The sequence below is a fragment of the Stenotrophomonas maltophilia group sp. Smal13 genome (genome assembly GCF_030236855.1).
Taxonomy (GTDB): domain Bacteria; phylum Pseudomonadota; class Gammaproteobacteria; order Xanthomonadales; family Xanthomonadaceae; genus Stenotrophomonas; species Stenotrophomonas maltophilia_A.
The window spans coordinates 1-19,163 of sequence record NZ_JASJSQ010000096.1 but is presented as its reverse complement, the minus strand read 5'-3'; the positions used below and the strand labels follow the sequence as shown (position 1 = coordinate 19,163).

The 19,163-nt window shown below is 67.5% G+C and carries 16 protein-coding genes; 11 read left to right on the top strand and 5 right to left on the bottom strand.

Going from position 1 to position 19,163, the window contains the following annotated elements; all coding sequences use genetic code 11:
- The first annotated feature begins 178 nt into the window (after positions 1–178).
- Entirely contained in the window at positions 179–793 is a 615-nt protein-coding gene (locus QRO95_RS21695; protein ID WP_049421091.1) for a DUF938 domain-containing protein, read from the top strand.
- Here the strand turns inward: QRO95_RS21695 and QRO95_RS21690 are convergent, their stop codons facing one another.
- From QRO95_RS21690 to QRO95_RS21680, 3 genes are all read right to left on the bottom strand, one after another.
- Positions 794–2,116, bottom strand: a complete 1,323-nt coding sequence (locus QRO95_RS21690; protein ID WP_071228824.1) for a type II toxin-antitoxin system HipA family toxin — start codon at positions 2,114–2,116, stop codon at positions 794–796.
- A gap of 3 nt (positions 2,117–2,119) precedes the next feature.
- The gene (locus QRO95_RS21685) at positions 2,120–2,377 is read right to left on the bottom strand and encodes a helix-turn-helix transcriptional regulator (protein WP_004134030.1); all 258 of its coding nucleotides are present in this window, start codon (positions 2,375–2,377) and stop codon (positions 2,120–2,122) included.
- Between the two features lie 157 nt (positions 2,378–2,534).
- Positions 2,535–6,221: an indolepyruvate ferredoxin oxidoreductase family protein gene (locus QRO95_RS21680; RefSeq protein WP_285303453.1), complete on the bottom strand. Its 3,687-nt coding sequence runs from the start codon at positions 6,219–6,221 to the stop codon at positions 2,535–2,537.
- 168 nt (positions 6,222–6,389) lie between these two features.
- Between QRO95_RS21680 and QRO95_RS21675 the strand changes: the two genes are divergently transcribed.
- Positions 6,390–7,025, top strand: a complete 636-nt coding sequence (locus QRO95_RS21675; protein ID WP_032128715.1) for a M48 family metallopeptidase — start codon at positions 6,390–6,392, stop codon at positions 7,023–7,025.
- A 584-nt stretch (positions 7,026–7,609) separates the two neighbouring features.
- Here the strand turns inward: QRO95_RS21675 and QRO95_RS21670 are convergent.
- The gene (locus tag QRO95_RS21670; RefSeq protein WP_049398189.1) at positions 7,610–9,094 is read right to left on the bottom strand and encodes an AAA family ATPase; all 1,485 of its coding nucleotides are present in this window, start codon (positions 9,092–9,094) and stop codon (positions 7,610–7,612) included.
- 123 nt (positions 9,095–9,217) lie between these two features.
- Between QRO95_RS21670 and QRO95_RS21665 the strand changes: the two genes are divergently transcribed.
- The 9 genes from QRO95_RS21665 (at position 9,218) to QRO95_RS21625 (ending at position 18,190) form a co-directional block, all read left to right on the top strand.
- On the top strand, positions 9,218–9,847 hold the full coding sequence (locus QRO95_RS21665; RefSeq protein ID WP_285303452.1) for a ParA family protein: 630 nt from the start codon (positions 9,218–9,220) through the stop codon (positions 9,845–9,847).
- Between the two features lie 49 nt (positions 9,848–9,896).
- Positions 9,897–10,373, top strand: coding sequence for a histidine phosphatase family protein (locus QRO95_RS21660; RefSeq protein WP_005407539.1), 477 nt, complete (start codon positions 9,897–9,899; stop codon positions 10,371–10,373).
- Between the two features lie 4 nt (positions 10,374–10,377).
- Entirely contained in the window at positions 10,378–10,995 is a 618-nt protein-coding gene (locus QRO95_RS21655) for a YceI family protein (RefSeq protein WP_197615241.1), read from the top strand.
- A complete protein-coding gene (locus QRO95_RS21650; RefSeq protein WP_049462234.1) occupies positions 10,992–13,043 on the top strand; it encodes a phospholipase D family protein in 2,052 nt (683 codons plus the stop codon). Before QRO95_RS21655 ends, QRO95_RS21650 begins: the two co-directional genes overlap by 4 nt.
- 10 nt (positions 13,044–13,053) lie before the next feature.
- Positions 13,054–13,488, top strand: coding sequence for a hotdog fold thioesterase (locus tag QRO95_RS21645; protein WP_032128719.1), 435 nt, complete (start codon positions 13,054–13,056; stop codon positions 13,486–13,488).
- A gap of 120 nt (positions 13,489–13,608) precedes the next feature.
- Positions 13,609–14,400, top strand: a complete 792-nt coding sequence (locus tag QRO95_RS21640; RefSeq protein WP_032128720.1) for a 1-acyl-sn-glycerol-3-phosphate acyltransferase — start codon at positions 13,609–13,611, stop codon at positions 14,398–14,400.
- Positions 14,401–14,452: 52 nt separating this feature from the next.
- Entirely contained in the window at positions 14,453–15,442 is a 990-nt protein-coding gene (locus QRO95_RS21635) for a YheT family hydrolase (protein ID WP_050509830.1), read from the top strand.
- A 56-nt stretch (positions 15,443–15,498) separates the two neighbouring features.
- A complete protein-coding gene (locus QRO95_RS21630; protein WP_049398186.1) occupies positions 15,499–17,568 on the top strand; it encodes a lipopolysaccharide assembly protein LapB in 2,070 nt (689 codons plus the stop codon).
- Between the two features lie 10 nt (positions 17,569–17,578).
- Positions 17,579–18,190, top strand: a complete 612-nt coding sequence (locus QRO95_RS21625) for a YbhB/YbcL family Raf kinase inhibitor-like protein (RefSeq protein ID WP_132808729.1) — start codon at positions 17,579–17,581, stop codon at positions 18,188–18,190.
- 138 nt (positions 18,191–18,328) lie between these two features.
- On the opposite strand, the gene QRO95_RS21620 is transcribed toward QRO95_RS21625, so the two are convergent.
- Entirely contained in the window at positions 18,329–19,156 is an 828-nt protein-coding gene (locus QRO95_RS21620; protein ID WP_285303454.1) for an META and DUF4377 domain-containing protein, read from the bottom strand.
- Positions 19,157–19,163 lie beyond the last annotated feature (7 nt).

Below are 19,163 nucleotides of genomic sequence, written 5' to 3'. Positions count from 1 at the left end.
GGAGGGGGATTCACGGCGTCCCCCGCAACCGGACCCACCCCGCCATCCCCCAGGAAGCCCGCTGTTGCAGTTGCTTTGGCTGTTGCTGTTGCTCCGGCTCCTGCGGGTGCAGGGCTGCAAGCCCTGCAGACACCCCCTCGTGCACAATGGGGCCGACCCCGCCTGGACACCGTCCCTGATGTCGAGCAAGCCGTATTCAGAAGCCTGCGAGCGCAACCGCGAACCCATCGCCACCGCACTCGACCCGTGGATGGGCGACCGCCATCGGCTGCTGGAGATCGGCAGTGGCACCGGCCAGCACGCGGCGTTCTTCGCCGAGCGCTGGCCATGGCTGCGCTGGCAGCCCAGCGATCATCCGGACCATCTGCCCGGCATCGAGGCCTGGCGCGCGGAGGCGGCGTTGCTGAATCTGCTGCCGCCGCTGGCACTGCAGGTGGAACTACCCCCGGCGCCGGGCCTGTCGTTGCCCGAGGGCAGCACGTTCGATGCCGCATTCAGTGCCAACACGTTGCACATCATGGGCTGGGAGCATGTGCAGGCGCTGTTCGCCGCGCTGCCGTCGGTGCTGCGGCATGGTGCGCTGCTGGCGGTGTACGGCCCGTTCAACTACGGCGGTCGCTACACCAGCGACAGCAACGCGCAGTTCGATGCCTGGCTGAAGGCGCGTGATCCACGCAGCGGCATCCGCGATGTGGAAGCGGTGCAGGCGCTGGCGGCGGACAACGGCTTCACCCGCCTGGGTGATGTGGCGATGCCGGCCAACAACCGGTTGCTGCTGTGGCGGCTGGGGTGATCAGGCGTCCGGCGACATGCTGGAAAGGCGTGCCGCCGCAGCGCGCAGCCCGTTGAAAATGGGTTCGGACACGTTTACGGGGAAATCACTTGGGAGCTGACGCGTGACCTGCTCGATGGCGGGTTCGACGGCTGCGATCAGCGCTTCGATCCACGGCTCCGCACCATCAGCGACACCACAGGCGCGTGCGGTTTCGTTCCAATGGCGTCGTCGCACAAGGTGCAGCTTCCGGTGGCGATTCTTGCCCTGGACGGACATGGCGAGCTGTGCATTCCGCGGGTCGAGCTGGTTTGGCCCCCTACCCAGGATGGGATGCACCGACAATACGTCGTAGACGGGTGTCAGGCGGAAGCGTCCACCGGCTTCGAGGTAAACACTGAAGTTCTTGGCATGTCCATCGGTTGCAGCCAACATCCAGAAAAGAATCTGCGTCTTGAAGAAGGTCGCCCGATCCTCGAAATGCTCGGATTGTCGAAGCAGATCCATGATGGTCACGATGCCTGGGCCGCCATCGGATTCATACTTCCTGGCAGCGGGCAGACCGAAGACCTGGCACATGTCTTCCTGCGGCAGCCGCAGCCACCACCGGCGATCCGCAGAAAGGCGGCGGTCGAATCGCTCCACAATAAGCGCGCGTTCGTCCTTGAAGCGTCCCATCTGCGTATTCGCAACGGGGATTCCAAAGGCGGAAAGCAGTTGCATGCACAGCCATTCGTTCTCGACGGATTGGTGCATGTCCGCCCGCATGTTGCCCACAATGCCAAGCGGCAGCTTGAAGATATGGGTGGATGGGGTACTGCCGGTAGGAATGCACCACTGGCCAGCATGCAGCAGAAGTCCCGTCTTCTCCTGCGCACCGGCGATGGATATGCGGAACGCATCATCACTGGTGGGTGCGCCAGGTAGATTCCCTGCCGTCACCTGACGCAGGATCGCAGCGACGCCTGATTCGTCCAACGCTTCGCACGTAATCTGCTGGATGTCCCCCGGTGTATGCGAAAGCGGCAGCAGTTGCACTGCGCCGACGCAATCCCGGCCAATGGCTTCGAGAAGATCGAATGTGTCGCTGCTGCGCGTGGAGAACCTGTCGCGGATCCGGTTGCGGATGACGGCGTTGTCGGGAAGAAGGTTGTCGAAGTAGTTGTTGACGACATCGCCCCGATGGCTCTCACCCTCCGGGAGCAGGGGCAGTGAGAGTGACAACGGCCGGGACTGGGCGGAGCTGATCCACGAGTCGACGTACGAAAGCCGGGAAGAGCCGCTCCGGACATCATCCCAGAGCGCGACCTCGACACCATTCATCCAGACCCGCAGCGTACCCATGGCTCACCACTCCAACGTTGACGTTGTCTCCGGGGGGCTTCGCTGCTGCAATCTGACTTCCAGACCCAGCACTGCCCAGACCCGCATCAGCCGTTCGAAGCTTGCCGATGCCGGGTCGCGCTCCAATGCGCCTACTGCCTGGCGGCTTATGCCGAGCTGTGCCGCCAACTGCGCCTGGCTCAGGCCCGCCTGGCGCCTGAACGCACGCATCAGCGGTGCCAGTTGTTGAGGTGTCCTCACCGTGTGCAGCGGCCTGTCCATATCGGCAGTCCCCTAGAAAGTGACCGTACGCGAACGTGTACGCAAAGGATAGGTTGCATTACGACAAGCAACCTATCTCTTTCCTTCGCTGGAGGCAACCTATCGATTGCTATCTCAATATGCAATCAATAGGTTGCTTTCGTGCCGTCAGCGGTGCTCAAGCCACCTGCACGATGTGCAGCGCCTTTGGGTTCCGCCACTGCGCCAGCAGGGCGGCTTCGCGCGCCTTGGCCTGCTCGAAATGCGCTTCCTTGACGTGGCCGAAGCCGCGGATGTGCTCGGGCACGCTGGCGATTTCCACCGCCAGCGCCAGGCGGTCGTCATCCAGGCCGTCCAGCAGCAGCTGCACGGTGGCCTCGTAATCGCCGATCAGCTTGCGCTCCATGCGGCGTTCCTCGGTGCGACCGAACACATCAAGCCGGCCGCCGCGAAGGAACTTCAGCTTGGCCAGCAGGCCGAAGGCCTTGAACATCCACGGGCCGTATTCCTTCTTCAGCAGCCGGCCCTGCTCGTCCTTCCTGGCGAACAGCGGCGGTGCCAGGTGGAAGCGCAGCTGGTAATCGCCCTCGAACTGCTGCTGCAGGCGGCGCTGGAAGTCGCCACTGGTATACAGGCGGGCCACTTCGTACTCGTCCTTGTAGGCCATCAGCTTGAACAGGTAACGGGCTACGGTCTCGGTCAGCGCGGTGGAACCGCCGATGCGGTCGGCTTCGGCGGCGCGCACGCGCTCGACCAGGCTGCGGTAGCGGTTGGCGTAGGCAGCGTCCTGGTACTCGACCAGGAACGCGGCGCGGCGCTCGATCATTTCATCCAGCGAGCGCGACAGGCGGGCGTCGTCCAGCGGCAGGAACGCAACATCGCCACCGTGCGAGGGCAGGCCACGCAGTTCGCGTTCGTCGCCGGTGTTGCGCGGTGCGGCGGTGGCACCCCATTCGTTGCCCTCCCACTCGCCCGGCGGCAGCGGGTGCAGCGGGCCCGGAGTGGATTCGGTATCGGTGTGCCGGTTGCGCACCAGGCCGGCGGCCTGCTGCACGGCCTGCGGGTCGACCACGGCCAGGCGGCCCCAGGCGAAGGCCTGCTGGTTCATCGCCACGGCCGCACCGTTGAGCTCGATGGCGCGCATCAGCGACTCGAACGACAGCGGCACCAGGCCCTGCTGCCAGGCATAGCCGAGGATGAACAGGTTGGCGGCGATCGCATCGCCCAGCAGCGCGGTGGCCAGCTGGGTGGCATCCAGCAGCAACGGCTCCTGGCCGCCCAGCGCCACGCGCACACCGGCCACGATGTCGGCGGCGGGGAACTGCATGTCCGGGCGGGTGGTGAAGGTACCGGGCATCGCTTCGTAGGTGTTCAGCACCACCTGCGAACGGCCGGCACGCACCTTCGACAGGGCCCAGTAGTCGTTGACCACCACCATGTCGCAGCCCACCACCAGGTCAGCCTCACCGGCGGCGATGCGCACGGCGTGGATGTCTTCGGGACGACGGGCGATGCGGATGTGCGTGGTCACCGCGCCGCCCTTCTGTGCCAGGCCGGTCTGGTCGAGCACGGTCGCACCCTTGCCTTCCAGGTGGCCGGCCATGCCCAGCAGCGCGCCGATGGTCACCACGCCGGTACCGCCGACGCCGGTGATCAGGATGTTCCAGGGCTGTTCGAGGGTGCCGCGGATGGCCGGTGCCGGCAGGTTGTCCAGCAGGGTGGAAGCATCGCGCTTGCTGCCCTTGCGCGGCTGGCCACCGTGCACGGTGACGAAGCTCGGGCAGAAACCGTTCACGCAGGAATAGTCCTTGTTGCAGTTGGACTGATCGATCTCGCGCTTGCGCCCGAACTCGGTTTCCTTCGGTAGCACCGACACGCAGAAGCTCTTCTTGCCGCAGTCACCGCAGCCTTCGCAGACCAGCGAATTGATCAGCACGCGCTTCTGCGGATCTTCCAGCTTGCCGCGCTTGCGGCGGCGGCGCTTCTCGGTGGCGCAGGTCTGTTCGTAGATCAGGATCGAAATACCCTTCACCTCGCGCAGGCGCTTCTGCACCTCATCCAGCTCGCTGCGGTCGTGGAACTCGACGTCGCTGGGGAAGTGCTCGCGCTGGCCGGTCCACTTGCCGATGTTGTCCGACAGCACCACGATGGTGTGGATGCCTTCGGCGCGCATCTGCTTTGCGATGTCCGGCACGCTCAGCGGGCCGTCCACCGGCTGGCCGCCGGTCATCGCCACCGCGTCGTTGTAGAGGATCTTGTAGGTGATGTTGACGCCGGCGGCGACCGCCTGGCGGATCGCCAGCGAGCCGCTGTGGAAATAGGTGCCGTCGCCCAGATTCTGGAATACGTGCGGGGTGTCGGTGAACGGCGCCTGCCCGGCCCAGGTCACGCCTTCGCCGCCCATGTGAGTGAAGGTGTCGGTGCTGCGGTCCATCCAGGTCACCATGTAGTGGCAACCGATGCCGGCCAGCGCCCGCGAGCCTTCCGGCACCTGGGTAGAGGTGTTGTGCGGGCAGCCCGAGCAGTAGTGCGGTACGCGCGGGAAGCTGGCGCGCGGCAACGCAAGCTCGGCTTCCTTCTCCTGCATCCACTGCAGGCGCTGCTCGATCGATTCGTTGTTGAAGAACTTCTGGATGCGGCGACCGATCACGCCGGCGATGGTGGCCGGCGTCAGCTCACCGGTGGACGGCAGGATCCATTCGCCGCTTTCATCGTACTTGCCGACGATGGACGGGCGCTGGCCCCAGCTGGCCGGCCAGTTGAAGAACTGTTCCTTCATCTGGCGCTCGATGAAGGCACGCTTCTCCTCCACCACGATGATGTCTTCCAGGCCCTGCGCGAAGCGCGCGATGCCCTGCGGTTCCAGCGGCCAGGTCATGCCGACCTTGTACACGCGGATGCCGATGTCGGCGCACGCGGCTTCGTCCAGGCCCAGGTACTCCAGCGCCTGCAGCACGTCCAGGTAGCTCTTGCCGGTGGTGACGATGCCCAGCCGTGCGCGCGGCGCATCCATCACCACCTTGTCGATGCCGTTGGCGCGGGCAAAGGCCTGTGCGGCCTTCACCGCATAGCGGTGCAGGCGCATTTCCTGGTCCAGCGGCGGGTCTGGCCAGCGGATGTTGAGGCCACCCGACGGCATCTCGAAGTCTTCCGGCAGCACGATGCGGCGCGCCATCGGATCGACCTGCACCGACGCCGACGATTCCACCGTCTCGGCGATCGTCTTGAAGCCGACCCAGCGGCCGGTATAGCGGCTCATCGCCCAGCCCAGCAGGCCCATGTCGAGGATGTCCTGCACGCCGGCCGGGTTCAGCACCGGCATCATCGCGCTGACGAATTCGTCCTCGCTGCCGTGCGGCAGCGTCGAGCTGCGGCAGGCATGGTCGTCGGCAGCCAGCGCCAGCACGCCGCCGTAGCGCGAGGTGCCGGCGGCATTGGCGTGCTTGAACACGTCGCCGCAGCGGTCCACGCCCGGGCCCTTGCCGTACCACATGCCGAACACGCCCTGCACGTTGGCGCCGGGGAACAGGTTGGTCTGCTGCGTGCCCCACACCATGGTGGCGCCCAGGTCCTCGTTCAGGCCCGGGGTGAACTTCACCTTGGCTGCTTCAAGGTGCTTGCGCGCGCGCCACAGCTCCAGGTCGAAGCCACCCAGCGGGCTGCCACGGTAGCCGCTGACAAAGCCGGCGCTGTCGATGCCTTCGGCGGCGTCGCGCAGCCGCTGCATCAGCGGCAGCCGCACCAGCGCCTGCACGCCACTCAGATAGATCCGCCCCTCGCTGCGGGTGTACTTGTGGTCGAGCGTGTAATCACGGTCGAGCAGGTCGGCGGACGAGGGCGAAGTGAGTTGCGCAGTACTGGTCATGGCTGGCCCGGTAGGATCGGCTGGCACCGGCCGCGTGCAGGCACGCGGCGGGAAAGGCGCGAATTGTAGCAGCGGGGCCGCGAGGCCCCGGCACTCGCGCCCGCGGCGGTGCTGGGGTTAGGATCGGGGAGAGAGAGGGAGGCTGCAGTTGCGGCCTGGGGAGAAGGGATGTCAGTTCCAGGAAAGATCCTGGCCAGCGTGCTGCTGGCCTCGGGAGTGGCCACTGCGTGGGCCGCGCCGGCTGTGCCGGCACCACAGGAGTTCTACTTCGACAACGACCTGGCGGCAACGCCGATGGTGGCGGTGCAGGGCGAGGGCGATGAGCTGGTGGCCCAGCTGGTCAAGCTGCGTGAGCGCGGCCGCCGCGCGGTGGAAGCGACGGTGCAGCTGGCATCGGTGGCCGGCGCGCAGGGCCGTGGCGAGCTGGCCGAGCAGCTGTATGGCGAGGCGATGAAAGAGGCGCCGGCACAGAGCAGCAGCGGCCGCAGCGTGCGCTGGAACTACGGTTGGGACCTGCTGCGCCAGGGCAAGCCGGAGGCGGCGCTGGAACAGTGGCTGGTATCGGCCAGCAACGCCCGTACGAAGCCCACCTGGGTGCCACCGACCTATGCGTTGGCATTGTGGCGGATGGGGCAGAAGCAGGAGGCGGTGCAGTGGTATGCGGCTGCGGTACGCACCGAGCCGACGCAGTGGAGTACCACGGCCAACTATGGGCAGCTGCTGCCGCAGTGGCGTGAGGATGAGCGCGCGTCGCTGGCCGAGGTGCAGCAGGCCTGGGCGGCCGCACCACCTGCCTGGCCCTGAGGGAAGGGGTTCGGCCGGGTTGCACCCGGCACCCGCAGAGGCAACAGCCAAAGCAACAGCAACAGCAACAGCAACAGCGGGCAATCTGTGGGATGGCAGGGCGGTGTGGGTTGGCAGGACACGCCGTAAACCCGTCCATGGGGGCTCGATGGCGCCATCCATGGCGCCAACGGTCCTGCCAACCCACACCGCCCCGCCTCCGACAGTTCCCTGCTGCTGGTAGGTGTCGACCTTGGTCGACACGGTAGATCCACGCCATGCGTGGATGAATCTGTAACGGAATCGACTATTCGATATCTGATCGAAGAGCAGCCGAGTGTGGGCTCGGCTACAGAAGGCGGCCAACCAACCGGCTTTTGCTTCTGCTTTTCTTTTTTCTTTTCCGTGGCGGACGCACTCGGAAATTGTCAGAGGCCGGGCGGGATGGGTTCGCGGGGGTGTCCGCGGCATGGATGCCGCGGCCAAGCCCCCATGGACGGGTTGACGGCGTCCCCCGCGAATCCATCCCGCCCGGCCAAGCGCGGCTTTTGATGTCCACAGTCAACCAGCCGCCACGAGGGGCTGCGCCGTTCGCTGGAAACCCCTCAGTCGTCCGCGGAAACCGTCCGCCCCGACGCCCACGCACGCAGTGCTTCTACCTGCTCTGCCATCAGCACCGACAGCGGTCGGGTGGCGCGGATCTCGGTCATCAGCAGCTCGGTGTCCAGTGGCCGGCCCTCGGCATGCGCCGCATACAGGCCAGCCACGATCGCCTGCTCGATCTCGGCGCCGGAAAAACCATTGGCGGCCGCCGCCAGCGCGGGCAGTGCGAAGTCGTCGGCGTTGAGCTGGCGCCGGCCCAGGTGCAGCCGCAGCAGTTCCACGCGCACGTCGGGCGAGGGCAGATCGACGAAGAAGATCTCGTCGAAGCGGCCCTTGCGCAGCAGCTCGGCGGGCAGCTCGTGCACCTGGTTGGCGGTGGCGACGATGAACACCGGCGCTTTGCGTTCGGCCATCCAGGTCAGCAGGTAACCGAGCACGCGGCGTGACACGCCGCCGTCCTCGCCTCCGCTGGCCAGGCCCTTCTCGATCTCGTCCATCCACAGCACGCAGGGCGCGAGTTGTTCGGCCGAGGCCAGTGCCTGGCGCAGGTTGGCTTCGGTCTCGCCGTGGTACTTGTTGTACAGCGCGCCCACGTCCAGGCGCAGCAGGGGCACGCCGAAGCCGGCGGCGGTGGCCTTGGCCAGCATCGACTTGCCACAGCCCTGTACACCCAGCAGCAGCATGCCGCGCGGCGGGTCCAGCCCGGCCGGGGCGGAGCCGGCAATGAAGGCCACGCGCCGCTGGTTGATCCAGCGCTTGAGCCGGTTGGCGCCGGCCACATCGCCGAAGCGCGCGCTGTCATGCTCGAAGAACAGGTGGCCGCTGCGGTTGAGCAGCTCGAACTTCAGCCGCGCCAGCTGTGGCAGGTCGTCGTCGCGCAGTGCGCCATCGGCGTAGATCAGCTGGCGCGCGATGCGCCGGGCATCGACCAGGCTCAGGCCCTGCAGGTTCTTCAGGATTTTCTTCACCGCCTCGCTGTCGACTTCAACCCGGCGGCCGCCATGCTCGCGCGCATAGGCGTCGGCCTCCTCGCGCAGCATCTTCAGCAGGGCATTGGCATCGGGCAGGCGCGGGTTGAAGCGCACCGCCAGCGCTTCCAGCTCGGCCGGCAGCTCCACTTTGGCACCGATCAGCACCAGCACATGCGGCTCGCTGTGGCGGCGCTGGATCAGGTCGCGAAGGGCGCGCTGGTGGCTGGCATAGCCCAGGTAGGGATGGAAATCGAGCAGCAGGTAGACGCCGCGCTGGTCGGCCTGGCGGATCATCTGCAGGGCCGCGCTGGCATCGGGCGGCCCGACCGGCGGGTCTTCGCTGTCCAGGTCGATCCGGCGCAGGCCCTCGGTGATCGACCAGCGGTGCAGGGCCCGCCAGACGTGCATCAGCGTCTGCCGGAACAGCTCGACGATGCGACCCTCGTCCTGTGTCTCGATGACGATCAGTGGGGTATTGGCGCGGATCAACGCGCTCAGATCCTGCAGTTCGCTCATGCCGGTTCGATCCTTCGGGGGCGCCACGATAGCAAAGGCGATGGCCGCTGGTTCAGCACGACGCTACCTCCCGTCACCATCACCGGTGTACGCTCGGGGCACGTACCCGGAAGCGAGGCTGGCATGAAGACGATCCTGGTGGCCGGTTCCAAGGGCGGGGTGGGCAAGACCACCGTCGCCACCCACCTGGCCGCGTACGCGGCATTGCAGGGCAAGACCACGGTGATTGCCGATGCCGACCCGCAGGGTTCCAGCACCCGCTGGGCACAACGCCGTGCCGGGCTGGAAAGCGCGGTGCTCCCCATCGACGTGTATCGGAAGAAGCAGTGGGCGCAGAAGCTGCCCGACGGCACCGACACCGTCATCATCGATGCGCCGGCCGGTGCCCTGGCTGACGATATTCCCCATTTCCTCGACGCAGCCGACGCGGTGGTGGTACCGGTGCTGCCCTCGGCGCTGGACATAGAAGCGATCGTCGGCTTCCTCAACAGCCTGGCCCAGAACCCGCGCGTGCACAGCCGCAAGCTGCCGGTGGGGCTGGTGCTCAACCGTACCAAACCATGGACCCAGACCTCGCAGCAGGCGCTGCAGATGCTGGGTGAATGGCCGTACCCGGTGGTCGCGCAGCTGCGCGACAGCCAGAGCTATGTGGTCATGACCGGCCTGGGCCGCAGCCTGTTCGACTACCGCTCGGCCCAGGTGCGCGAGCACCAGGCCGACTGGGAGCCGCTGCTGTCCTGGCTGAAGCTTTGATGCCTGCGTCACTCTTTCTGCTGCATCCTCTTCTTCATGGAAACCCGCGATGCGTGAACTGATCCTGCTGCGCCATGCCCATGCCGAACCGGCTACCCCCGGCCAGGCCGACCTCGACCGGCCGTTGTCGCCGGTGGGGCTCGCCGAAGCCGAAGCCGCCGGCAAGTGGCTGAAGGAGAACAACCTGCTGCCGGACTGCGTGCTGTGCTCACCGGCGCGGCGCACCCGGGAGACCCTGGAAGCCGTGCTCGGCACCATCGGCTATGTCGAGAAGCGCCTGGAAGACCGCATCTACGAGGCTACCCCCGGCACCCTGGCGGCGCTGGTGGACGACCGCCGTGACCTCGACCGGGTGCTGATCGTCGGCCACAACCCCGGCCTGGAGCGCCTGGTGGCGTTGATGACGGAAGGCACCAGCAGCGACTATCGCGGCATGCCGCCGGCCGGCATTGCCGTGCTCGGCTTCCCGCGCGAGGCCTCGATCGAGCCGGGCGTGGCCAGCCTGAACGCGTTCTGGTGGCCGTGATCCAATGAGCCTGGCGCGGCGCAGCCGCTTTCTGCTGCCCGTGCTGCTGGCTTCCGGCGCGGCCTGGGCTGCCGCGCCACCGCCAACGCCCTTGCCGCCGGTGGTCGCTGAAGCGCACCGGGTCCTGCACCTGGATACCCAGCGCTCGCAGATCGGTTTCGAGGTGCGCACCCGCTTCGGGCAGCGCATCGAAGGCCTGTTCCCGCACTTCGAGGGTCGCATCGAGATCCTCTCCGACGGCCGCCACCAGGTGCACCTGAAGATGTTCACGCGCTCGGTCGAGATCCCCGGCAAGGTGCGCTACACCGGCTGGATGCGCGGCGAGGAGTTCTTCGACGCAGGCCGCCACCCGGTGGTCGAGTTCGACTCGCTGCCGTACTGGCCGGAGACCGTGGAAGACGGGGGCGACATCAACGGGCGGCTGACCCTGCGCGGGATCAGCCACCCCGAGACACTGAAGGTCGAGAAGGCGGATTGCGCCCGACCCGGCTATGATTGCGACGTCGTCAGCCGCGGTACCGTGCAGCGAGGCCGGTATGGAATGGACAGCTGGCAGCTTGCCTTGAGTGACCGAGTGACCTTCGTATTGCGAGCGCGCCTGAGCGAGGCGCCGAAACCGTGAACCTCCTGCTGCGTGTACTGGCGCTGGCAACCGTGTTGCTGGGCAGCGGTTGTGCATCGCTGTCCAATGCCGAGCGCGACCGCGCCGAAGCGATCGCCGTGCAGGCGCGCTCGATCCAGGTCGACTGCCAGCGCGCCGACCGCTGCGCACAGGATTCGCCGCTGCGGGCGTTGGCCGGCCGGGCGTTCACCGAATCCACCCCGGAGCAGCCGCGCCACTACGCCACCCTGCTGGACGAGGGGGAGGGCGCCCTGGTGGCGCGCCTGAACCTGCTGCGCAGTGCCACCCGCAGCATCGACCTGCAGACCTACATCTTCGACAAGGACGACAGCGCGCGGCTGGTCATCGACGAACTGCTGGCCGCGTCGCGGCGCGGGGTGAAGGTGCGGGTGCTGATCGACCAGCTCTCTGCGATCTCCGACCTGCAGATCCTCGGCGCATTGTCCGGCGCCCACCAGAACTTCCAGCTGCGGGTCTACAACCCGACCTTCGGCAAGGCCCGGCTGAACTACTTCGATTACGCCGGCAGCGTGCTGTGCTGCTTCCGTCGCTTCAACCAGCGCATGCACAACAAGCTGCTGGTGATCGACGATGCGATCGGCGTGGTCGGCGGCCGCAACTACCAGGACGACTATTACGACTGGGATCGCGAGTACAACTTCCGCGATCGCGACGTCATGATCGCCGGCCCGGAAGCGCGGGCGATGGCGGCCAACTTCGATGCGTTCTGGCGCGCCAAGCGCAGCGTGCCGGCCGAGCGCCTGAATGACGTGGGCCGCACCCTGCTGCGCGAAGGCGTGCCGGTGCTGCCGCCCGCCACGTTCCGCCGCCCGGAGCGGGTGCAGCGGGTCAGCGCTGAAGCCAATGACATGGAGTTCGTCACCCGTTCCTTCGTGGATACCGCGCTGCCGGTGGCCTCGGTGCGCTACGTCGCCGACCTTCCGCGCAAGCACCGCCGCGAGAAGGCCGATGCCCCGCTGGCCGGCCAGCATGTGACCGAGCCGCAGCTGGACGCACTCATTGCCGGTGCGCAGAAGGAAGTGATCCTGCAGACGCCGTACCTGGTGCTGTCCAAGCCGGCGCAGAAGCTGTTCCGCGAGCTGCGCAAGCGCCCGCAGCCGCCGCGCGTGGTGGTGTCCAGCAACAGCCTGGCGGCCACCGACAACCCGATCGTGTATGCGCTGTCGTACAAGTACAAGCGGCGCAACATGCGCGAACTGGGCTTCAACATCTTCGAGTACAAGCCGTTCCCGCTGGATGCACCGGTCGACTACCGCAATCTGCTGCCCGACCCGATCGCCGCGCCCGGAGGCGACGACGACGGTGGGCGCAATCCGCTGATCGGCGGCAGCGCCGCTGGCAGCAATGCCGGTGGTGGCAGCGACGGGGATCTGGCCGCGCCCCGCAAGCAGGTGGCGGTGCATCATCCGCGTACCGGCAGTGCCTACCAGAACGCGCGCGAACGTCGCCGCGCCGCCGGCAGCGAGGTGGAAACGCGCCTGCTGCGCACCGAGACGCGTCCGTCGTTCCTGGGCAGCAAGGCGGTCAACAAGCCGTTGCCGGTCACCCGCAAGGGCGCCCGCATGGGCCTGCACGCCAAGTCGCTGGTGGTCGATCGCCGCATCGGCGTGGTCGGCACCCACAACTTCGATCCGCGCAGCGAGAACTACAACACCGAAGGCGCGGTGATCATCGACGATCCGGTGTTTGCCGAGCAGCTGGCCGAGAGCATCCTGCGCGATACCCATCCGCAGAACTCGTGGACAGTGGCGCCGCGGGCCAAGCCGCCAGTGTTGTCGGGCCTGAACTACAGCGTCGGCAAAGCCTCCGAAGCGCTGCCGATCCTCGACTTCTGGCCGTGGCGCTACGCCACCGACTACGAGTTCAAGCCCGGTCCGGACTGCCCGCAGCCGCTGCCACGGCAGGACCCGGCGTTCCACAACTGCTACGTCGCCGTCGGCGACTTCCCCGAAGTCAACGTCGGCCCGAAGTGGCTGCTGGTGCGCATGCTGACTGCATTCGGCGCCGGCCTCGTTCCCATCCTCTGAAGGTGCCCGCATGACCCAGGTGTTCCGCGAAGCCGTTTCCATCGAGCAGCTCAACGCGCTCAGCCGCAACACGGCGATCGAATCCCTCGGCATCGTCTTCAGCGCTGCGGGCGAAGACTGGCTGCAGGCCACCATGCCGGTGGACGAGCGCACCCGGCAGCCGTACGGCATCCTGCACGGCGGTGCCTCGGTGGTGCTGGCCGAGACCCTGGGCAGCAGTGCCGGCAACCTGTGCGTGGATACCGGCAAGCAGATCTGCGTGGGCCTGGAAATCAACGCCAACCACGTGCGCGCCGTGCGCTCGGGCACGGTCACCGGCACCGCCCGCGCGCTGCACGTCGGCCGCAGCACCCAGCTGTGGGAGATCCGCATCGAAGACGAGCAGGGCCGGCTGGTGTGCATCTCTCGGCTGACCCTGGCGGTGGTGGCCGCCGGCCACGGTTGAGCCCCCGGCGGGCGTGTTGACGGCGGCAGAACCCAGCGTTCCCCGCCGATTGCCCCGGTCAATGGCGGTTATGGCCTAAATCGGCTGGCAGCTGCTGCGGCGCTCCGGTATCGTGCGCGGATGACTTCCCCCACTCCGGCCCCCCGTGGCGGCGTGGCGCGTGTGTGCCGTTACCTGTACCGCGTACCGCTGCTGTTGGTCCACATCACCGTGTTCCTGCCGCTGATCCTGATCGGCATGCTCCCGCCGTGGGGCGAGCTGCGCGTGGGCGAGGATACCTTCGGGGCGAAGGTGGTGAACTGGTGGCAGGGCGGCCTGATGTGGATCTTCGGCTTCCGCCTGTCACGGGTGGGCCAGCCCTTGCCCGGTGCCGTGCTGTTCGTCGCCAACCATGTCAGCTGGGTCGACATCTCCATCCTGCACAGCCAGCGCATGATGGGCTTCGTCGCCAAGCGCGAAATCGCAAGCTGGCCGCTGGTCGGTTGGCTCGCCGCGCGCGGGCAGACCATCTTCCACCAGCGCGGCAACACCGAATCGCTCGGTGGCGTGATGCAGGTGATGGCCGATCGCCTGCGTGCCGGCAAGGCAGTAGGCGTGTTCCCGGAAGGGCGCACCCGCGGTGGCCATGAAGTGGGGCCGTTCCATGCCCGCATCTTCCAGGCCGCGGTCGAAACCGGTGTTCCGGTGCAGCCTGTGGCGCTGGTCTATGGGTTCAAGGGTGACGCACAGACCATCGTGGCATTCGGCCCGGGCGAGAGTTTCGCCGCCAATTTCCTGCGCCTGCTGGGTGAGCCGGCGCGGCATACCGAAGTGCATTTCCTGGAGCCGATCGGTACCCAGGACCTGGAAGGCCGTCGACGCATCGCGGAAACCTCGCGCGCGCGCATCGTGGCGGCCATGAGCACCGGCTGAGGGCACGGTGGCCCTGGTCCCGCCACCCGTCCTGGACGCCGGTACACCGACGTTGCATGCGACTGACTACCAGCCGCCGCGCTGGCTGCGCAATCCGCACCTGCAGTCGATGCTCAGCTCCAGCCGCATGCGCCTGCAGCGCGGCCTGCTGCTGCTGGCCGCCACCGGTGCGGTCAGCGAAGAGCTGATCCTCGACGGCGGTGATGGCGTGCGCCTGCAGGGCTGGCACAGCCATGTCGAAGGCCGCGAACCGAAGGGCATGGCCCTGCTGCTGCATGGCTGGGAGGGCAGTGCCGAATCCAGTTACATGCGCATGGCTGCCGCGCGCATGATCGAACAGGGTTTCGATGTGGTGCGGCTGAACTTCCGCGACCATGGCAACACCCACCATCTGAACCCCGGCATCTTCCACTCCAACCTGATCGATGAAGTGGTGCATGCCGCGGGTGACATCGCCCAGCGCTGGCCGCAGCTGCCGCTGGTGGCCGCCGGCTATTCGCTGGGTGGCAACTTCGTGCTGCGCCTGGCCCTGCGCGCGCCGGCTGCCGGCGTGCCGCTGCTGCGGGTGGCCTCGGTGTGCCCGGTGCTGGACCCGGGGCTGACGATGGAGAGCATCGAAAACGGCCCGGCGATGTACGACTGGTACTTCCGCCGCAAATGGGCCGGCTCGCTGCGCCGCAAGCGCGATCTGTTTCCCGAGCTGAGCGACTGCGACGACCGCGTGCTGAAGCTGGACATCCGTGCACTGACTGCCTGGCTGGTCGAACGGCACACCACCTTCGGCTCGCTGCAGGCCTATTTCGATGGCTATTCGATTGCCGGTGACCGCCTGTCCACCCTGCAGGTGCCGGCCGACATCCTGATGGCGCAGGACGACCCGGTGATCCCGTACGCGACCTTCAGCGATTGGCAGCTGCCGCGCCAGGCGCACCTGGAAACCGCCTGCTGGGGAGGCCACTGCGGCTTCCTGGAAAACTGGCGGGGTGACGGCTTCTCCGAGCGCTGGGTGGCGCAGCGCCTGCAGCGGGTGCTGGCGGGCTGAACCGGCACCGGTGCGTGGACCGCTACAATGCGGGTTTGCACTTGAACCGGACCGCCATGCAAGACCAGATCATCCAAGCGTTGCGCCAGAACCAGGCCGACCAGGCCGTGCAGCTGGCCCAGGCGTGGACCCGTGATGAACCCGGCCAGGCCGAAGCCCACCGCTGGCTGGCGCTTGCGCTGCAGCAGCAGGGCAAGGCCGAGGATGCGATGGAGGCGCTGCAGCAGGCGTTGCAGCTGGCCCCCGATGATGCCCAGCTGCACCTGCAGCACGCTGGCCTGCTGCTCGCCCTGCGCCAGTACCAGGGCGCTGACGAAGCGCTGGCACGTACCACCGGGCTTGACCCGAACTCATTCGCCGCCTATCTGATGCAGGCGCACCTGGCGATCGGCCGCAACGACTTCGATGAAGCCCAGCGCCTGTCCACGCTGGCCTCGCGCGTTGAGCCGGACCACCCGGAACTGCTGACCATCGACGGCATGATCGCGCTGCGCCGCGACGACCCGGATCGTGCGCTGACGCTGCTGTCGGCGGCCAACCAGGCGCAGCCCAACGACACCCGCGTGCTGTACGCACTGGGCTTCGCCTACCTGGGCAAGGACATGCTGGCCTTCGCCGAGCAGGCGTTCCGCCGCGTGCTGGAGCTGAACCCGGCCATCAGCTCGCTGCATGGCCTGGTAGTGCAGTTGGCGCTGCGCCAGGGCAACCTGGAGGCGGCTGCCGAAGCGATGCAGATCGCGCTTCAGCAGGAAGGCATGGATACGCCGTCGATGCGTCGCCTGGCCGGTGAACTGTCGCTGCGCGGCGGCCAGCCGCTGCAGGCGCTGGACCATCTGCTGCCGTTGCTGGAATCGATCCCCGACGACCGCCAGGTGCTGCAGCTGCTGCTGATGTCCTGGCAGCGCCTGGGCCGCGAAGACGAGGCCCGCGCGCGCCTGGACGCTGCCCTGGAACAGCATCCGCAGCTGCACGACCTGTGGCTGGCACGCCTGGCCGTGGAAGAAGTCGGCAGCCCGACCGCCGCGGCGACCGTGGAGCGCTGGATGGACGCGATGCCGGGTCATCTGCCGGCACTGGAAGCACGCCTGCGCCTGCATGACATGGTGGGCGAACACGAACAGGCCGAAGCCATCGCCGAACGTATCGTCAGCCTCGAACCGGGCCGCGTCAGTGGCGAAACACGCCTGGTCGAAGGCCTGCTGCAGCGTGATCCGGTCGCCGCGATCGCGCGCGTGCAGGCGCTGATCGACAGGGCGCCGGACGGCCATCGCGCCGACCTGCGTACCTGGCTGGGTGAAATCCAGGACCGCGCTGGCCAGCCGGAACAGGCGCTGCAGACGTGGATGGCGCTGCAGGCCGACCAGGCACCGCAGCGCCTGCCGCTTCCGCCACAGGCCAAGGCGCCGCCGAGCTGGCCGGAGAAGGGCGAGATCGACAGTGATGCCAGCTCCGCGCCGATCTTCCTGTGGGGTGCGCCGGGTTCGGGTGTGGAGCGGGTTGCGACCGGCCTGGCGGCCGCCAGCCCGGTGCTGCGCAGCGACCGCTACACCAGCAATCCGCCGGATGATGCATTCCAGAACTACCACACGCTGCAGGACCTCGCCTCCGGCGTGCTGACCCCGGAGCGGCTGGTGCAGCGCTGGCGCGAGCAGCTGCCGGCGCGTGGCCTGCAGGGCGATGCCGTCATCGACTGGCTGCTGTGGTGGGACAACGCCCTGCTGTGGGCGCTGCGCCCGCAGCTGCCGCAGGGACGACTGGTGCTCGTGCTGCGTGACCCGCGCGACATGCTGCTGGACTGGGTGGCCTACGGCGCTGCCGCTCCGCTGGCGATGACCTCGCTGGCTGAAGCCAGCGAATGGCTGGCGCGCGGGCTGGCGCAGGTTGCCACCCTGCATGAGGAAGAACTGTATCCGCACGTGCTGCTGCGCATCGACCAGATCGGCAATGATCCGCACGCGATGGCCGAGCTGCTGGGACGCCTGTTCGAGCGGCAGATGCCGCCGGCCGCACAGCTGGGCGCACCGCGCTTCCCGCCGGGCCACTGGCGCAACTACCGCGACGTGATGAGCGCCGCCTTTGCCAAGCTCACCCCGATTGCGGTGCGCCTGGGTTACCCGGAAGAGTAAGGAGAAGCCGATGCAACTGAGCAGCCACAGCCTGACCAACGGCGCGCCGATCGACCGCGCGTTCGCCGCCGGCGATGCCACCGGCTTCGCGCCGGACCGCAATCCGCACCTGGCCTGGAACGGTGCACCGGAAGGCACGCGTTCGTTCCTGCTGGTGTGCGTGGACCCGGATGTGCCGACCGTTGCGGAAACGGTCGGCCGCAGCGACATGACCGTGCCGCGCGACCAGCCGCGCTGCGACTTCGTGCACTGGGTGATGGCCGATATTCCGGCCTCGGTGCAGGAGATCGCCGCCGGCAGCTGCAGCGATGGCTTCGTGGTGAAGGGCAAGACCGCACCGGCTGGCCCGGCGGGCAGCCGCCAGGGCCTGAATGACTTCACCGGCTGGTTTGCGGGCAACCCGGACATGGCCGGCGATTACCTGGGCTATGACGGCCCGTATCCGCCGTTCAACGACGAACGCGTGCACCGCTATTTCTTCCGCGTGTTCGCGCTGGATGTGGCCTCGCTGGCGCTTCCGGCGCGCTTCACTGCCGCCGACGCATATCGCGCCATGCACGGCCACGTGCTGGCCGAAGCCGCACTGCATGGCACCTACACGTTGAACCCGGCGCTGGGCTGAGCGGCGCGATGGGGGAGAGCCGGCCGCTGGCCGGCTTTGCTTCTGTAGTGTCGAGCCACCATGAAAAGGGGCAGCCGGCCAGCGGCCGGCTCTACCCACCACGAAGAAGGGCGACCTCGCGGCCGCCCTTCTGTCGTCTTACTTCTTCTCGATGGCCGACTCGACCACCATGTCCAGCACGTACGCCTGCGACGGCGCATCGGCCGGCGGGTTCTTCACTTCGTAGCGCTTCACGCGCACCACGTTGCGCACGCCGTCCTCGTGGGTGTAACCCTCGATGTTGCCGTAGAAGTTCTCGAACTTGCCCGGCTCACCCTGCTTCAGGCCCTTGTCGTCGAACTTCACTTCACGCAGCTGCAGGCACTGGTAGTCCGGGATCAGCGGGTGCGAGCACTTCTCGGTCTTGGCGGCCACTTCCAGGAATACGGTTTCGCCGGCGCCGCCGTAGCGGGTTTCAGCGGTCGGTTCCGGGTTGAACACCAGCACGTCGCCCTTCGCGTTGGTCAGGGTCAGCTTGCCATCGGCATCCTGCTCGGCCTTCAGCTCGCCCTGCAGGCGGCTCGACACGGCCTCGTCCAGCGCCATCAGCGCCTTGTCGGTGCAGGCCATCATGGTCGAGGCCATCGCACTGACCGTCAGCTTGCCGTCGGCCAGGGTGTAGCCGCCACCCATGTGGTTGCAGGCGTTGCTGACCGACAGGCGGCCATCAGCGAAGTCCAGGGTGACCGGCTTGTCTTCGCGGGCGAACAGCGCGTCGATGCGCTTGCCGTCGGCGGCAGTGGCCTGCTGCAGCAGCCAGTGCTGGCTCTGCAGGCGCTGCGCGTCCAGGTGCGCCAGCGTCTGCTGGTCTGCTGCCTTGGCCGCGGCCGGGGCCACGTCGTCGCCGCCGGTGCCGGCCGGGGCCGGGGTCTGGCTGCAGGCGGCCAGCAGGGCCAGCGGGAGGAGCAGGGTGAGCTTGCGGTTCATGGTGATT

Bases quoted from the DNA above. Each gene is read 5' to 3' on its own strand.
- QRO95_RS21685 (WP_004134030.1), bottom strand. From the start codon at position 2,377: ATGGACAGGCCGCTGCACACGGTGAGGACACCTCAACAACTGGCACCG.
- QRO95_RS21625 (WP_132808729.1), top strand. From the start codon at position 17,579: ATGCAACTGAGCAGCCACAGCCTGACCAACGGCGCGCCGATCGACCGC.
- QRO95_RS21660 (WP_005407539.1), top strand. From the start codon at position 9,897: ATGCGTGAACTGATCCTGCTGCGCCATGCCCATGCCGAACCGGCTACC.
- QRO95_RS21620 (WP_285303454.1), bottom strand. From the start codon at position 19,156: ATGAACCGCAAGCTCACCCTGCTCCTCCCGCTGGCCCTGCTGGCCGCC.
- QRO95_RS21690 (WP_071228824.1), bottom strand. From the start codon at position 2,116: ATGGGTACGCTGCGGGTCTGGATGAATGGTGTCGAGGTCGCGCTCTGG.
- QRO95_RS21640 (WP_032128720.1), top strand. From the start codon at position 13,609: ATGACTTCCCCCACTCCGGCCCCCCGTGGCGGCGTGGCGCGTGTGTGC.
- QRO95_RS21675 (WP_032128715.1), top strand. From the start codon at position 6,390: ATGTCAGTTCCAGGAAAGATCCTGGCCAGCGTGCTGCTGGCCTCGGGA.
- QRO95_RS21680 (WP_285303453.1), bottom strand. From the start codon at position 6,221: ATGACCAGTACTGCGCAACTCACTTCGCCCTCGTCCGCCGACCTGCTC.
- QRO95_RS21645 (WP_032128719.1), top strand. From the start codon at position 13,054: ATGACCCAGGTGTTCCGCGAAGCCGTTTCCATCGAGCAGCTCAACGCG.
- QRO95_RS21695 (WP_049421091.1), top strand. From the start codon at position 179: ATGTCGAGCAAGCCGTATTCAGAAGCCTGCGAGCGCAACCGCGAACCC.
- QRO95_RS21670 (WP_049398189.1), bottom strand. From the start codon at position 9,094: ATGAGCGAACTGCAGGATCTGAGCGCGTTGATCCGCGCCAATACCCCA.
- QRO95_RS21665 (WP_285303452.1), top strand. From the start codon at position 9,218: ATGAAGACGATCCTGGTGGCCGGTTCCAAGGGCGGGGTGGGCAAGACC.
- QRO95_RS21630 (WP_049398186.1), top strand. From the start codon at position 15,499: ATGCAAGACCAGATCATCCAAGCGTTGCGCCAGAACCAGGCCGACCAG.
- QRO95_RS21655 (WP_197615241.1), top strand. From the start codon at position 10,378: ATGAGCCTGGCGCGGCGCAGCCGCTTTCTGCTGCCCGTGCTGCTGGCT.